We start from the raw sequence: 2,543 nt of genomic DNA, 5'->3' as shown, positions 1-2,543 counted from the left end.
CCACGAGGGCGGCAATGGGCCGAAGGCCTGGTCGCAGAAGTCGGTGGCCGTCTCGACATAGGCGCCGTCGCTGATGACCACGGACGCCCCGCAGGCGGCGGGCCGGCCGGTGGCGGCGTCGGTGATGTCGATGTAGAGGCCGGGCACGACCTCGGCGGTGCAGACGACCGGATCGCCCGGCGCGCGCACCGTGTCGTCGCCGCAGCCGGAGGCCGCGACGAGCAGGGCGGTCAGGGCCAGGGCGACGAGGCCGGCCGGCCGGTGGCGGGCGCCGGTGCCCGGGGTGATGTTGACGGGACGGATGGACATGGTCTTCCCTCCTGGGCGCCGACCCGCGGGGGTGGCGGGCGGTGCGGCGCACCGCACTCAGTATACGGGATCGGACGGGGCCGCGCGAGGCCCCGGGAAGGATGCAGGGCATGACCGGTCGGAAGTTGGCGATGTTTTGGATATCGGTGGAGGTTCTGGCTGTGTTGGCGCTCACTTCTGGTGCGTTGGCGCAAGAAAATACGAGCCATGATGCCGATTTGGCCGCCATTCAGGGCGCGAGCCGGGCCTTTTCGGCGGCGTACTGCCAGGGCGACACGGCCGCGATCCGGACGCTGTATACTGTGGACGCCGTGCTGCTGCCGCCCGGCCGCGAGCTGGTGGGGGCCGACAAGGCGGCCAGCTGGTTCGCGCCGCGCGCGGGCCGCGAGAACCTGACCCACCAGATGAAGTCGAGCCGGATCGACCTGCGCGGCGACCTCGCCGTGGACACGGGCACCTGGCACAACAGCTGGCGGCAGGGCGACGGAGAGACGCAATCGGCGTCGGGCGGGTACCTGGTGGTCTGGGAGCGGGACTTCGACGGGCGGTGGCGGATCGCGTACGACATGTGGCAGAGGCCGGTGGAGTAGGCGGGCCGCCGGTTGGTGGGCACCCGTCGGCTAGTACCAGATCCAGCTGAGCACGGCCGTGAAGTTCTTCAGTTCGCTGCTTTCGTCGATGGGTCCGTTCATGTAGTTGAGTTCGAAGTTGAGGTGGCGCGTGAATTCGTAGCCGACGCCCACGGTGAAGCCGAGGTTGGAAGTGCCGCGACGGGAACGCCTTGCGGCGACGCCGAGCTCACCGGAGAAGAAGAACGAGGGCTGGTCGGGTTGCAGGTAGAAGGAGACGCCGGCGGCGGTCATGCCCTGATAGTCGACGTCGCCGTGCTGCGAGAAGAAGACCACCCGGTTGGAATAGTAGAGCAGGGTCCTGTCGTTCAGCCCGGCGCCGATCTTGAACGACGTCGCCGTCCCCTTGTCGGTGTTCCTGAAGGCTTCCGCGGAGCCGTAGCCGGCGCCCAGGCCGAGGAGGAAGCCGCGTCGGTCCCCGTCAAAGGCGTGCGCCGGGGTCGCGGCCAGGACCGTGCCCAGGGCGAGAATGAAGCTCAGGGTTCGGATGTTCACAGGGGTGCCCCTTTTCTTGAAAGCGGGCGAGCAGAATGATGGTACACCGGCCCGGCCCGCTGTCCAACCGAAACAGGCACGGGCCGTCCGCAGGCATTCCGCCCCTGCTTGCCGCTCGCGGGCCCCAATGCTAAGTTTTCCGCTGACACCACCCCGGACCATTGATCCCGCGACAGGACGACCATGCCCAAGACCAACGCCGCCGGCATCCCGGTCCACGATCTGCGCGCCTTCGTGGCGTTCCTCGAGGCGAAGGGCGAGCTGATCCGTATCTCCGAGCCGGTCGACCCGGTGCTCGAGGTGACGGAGATCGCCGACCGATTCGTGAAAAACGGCGAGAACCCCGCCCTGCTCTTCGAAAACCCCGTTCCCGGCAAGTACAGCGCCGCCCGCGGCCGCACCGAACAGGCCCGCGGGCCGGACGGGAAGCCCGTCCCCCTGCTGATCAACCTCTACGCCAGCGACCAGCGCATGGCCTGGGCCCTGGGCTGCGAGACGGTGGCCGAGGCCGTGGCCAAGGTCGAGGAGCCGCTGAAGATGGGTCCGCCCGAGGGCCTGTGGCAGAAGATCCAGATGCTGGGCAAGCTGAAGGACTGGGGCAGCGCCTCGCCCAAGTCGGTGGGCAAGGGTCCGTGCCAGGAAGTGGTCTACCAGGGGGCCGACCTGGAGAAGAGCGGCCTGCTCGACCTGATGCCGGTGCTGACCACCTGGCCGGGCGACGCCGGGCCGTATATTACCACGCCTTTGGTTATTACACGGAACCCGGAGAACGGGCGGCGTAATATCGGCATGTACCGCATGCAGGTGTATGACGGCAAGACCACCGGCATGCACTGGCAGCTGCACAAGACCGGCGCCGCACATTATGCGGAGTACGAAGCGCGTGAAGAGCGCATGCCGGTTTGCGTGGCCATCGGCGGCCCCCCGGTGATGACCTACGCCGCCACGGCGCCCCTGCCGCCCGACATCGACGAGGCCCTCTTCGCGGGCTTCCTCACGGGCGAGCCCATCCGCTTCTGCAAGGCCGTGACCTGCGACCTCGAGGTGCCCGCCGACGCCGACTTCATCATCGAGGGCTACGTCGACCCGCACGAGCGCCGCATGGAGGGC

Annotated in this window: 4 protein-coding genes; 2 read left to right on the top strand and 2 right to left on the bottom strand. The window is 68.4% G+C overall.

What is annotated here, in order from left to right; translation table 11 throughout:
* On the bottom strand, positions 1 to 309 hold a 309-nt coding region (locus KDM41_17915; GenBank protein ID MCB1185299.1), incomplete at its 3' end, for a hypothetical protein.
* A 218-nt stretch (positions 310 to 527) separates the two neighbouring features.
* Between KDM41_17915 and KDM41_17910 the strand changes: the two genes are divergently transcribed.
* On the top strand, positions 528 to 899 hold the full coding sequence (locus KDM41_17910) for a nuclear transport factor 2 family protein (protein MCB1185298.1): 372 nt from the start codon (positions 528 to 530) through the stop codon (positions 897 to 899).
* Between the two features lie 30 nt (positions 900 to 929).
* On the opposite strand, the gene KDM41_17905 is transcribed toward KDM41_17910, so the two are convergent.
* Positions 930 to 1,433, bottom strand: a complete 504-nt coding sequence (locus tag KDM41_17905; GenBank protein MCB1185297.1) for a hypothetical protein — start codon at positions 1,431 to 1,433, stop codon at positions 930 to 932.
* Between the two features lie 183 nt (positions 1,434 to 1,616).
* On the opposite strand from KDM41_17905, the gene KDM41_17900 reads away from it, so the two are divergent.
* On the top strand, positions 1,617 to 2,543 hold a 927-nt coding region (locus tag KDM41_17900), incomplete at its 3' end, for a UbiD family decarboxylase (GenBank protein MCB1185296.1).

The sequence above is a fragment of the bacterium genome (assembly GCA_020440705.1).
GTDB lineage: Bacteria > Krumholzibacteriota > Krumholzibacteriia > LZORAL124-64-63 > LZORAL124-64-63 > JAGRNP01.
This window is presented reverse-complemented; position numbering and strand designations above follow the sequence as displayed.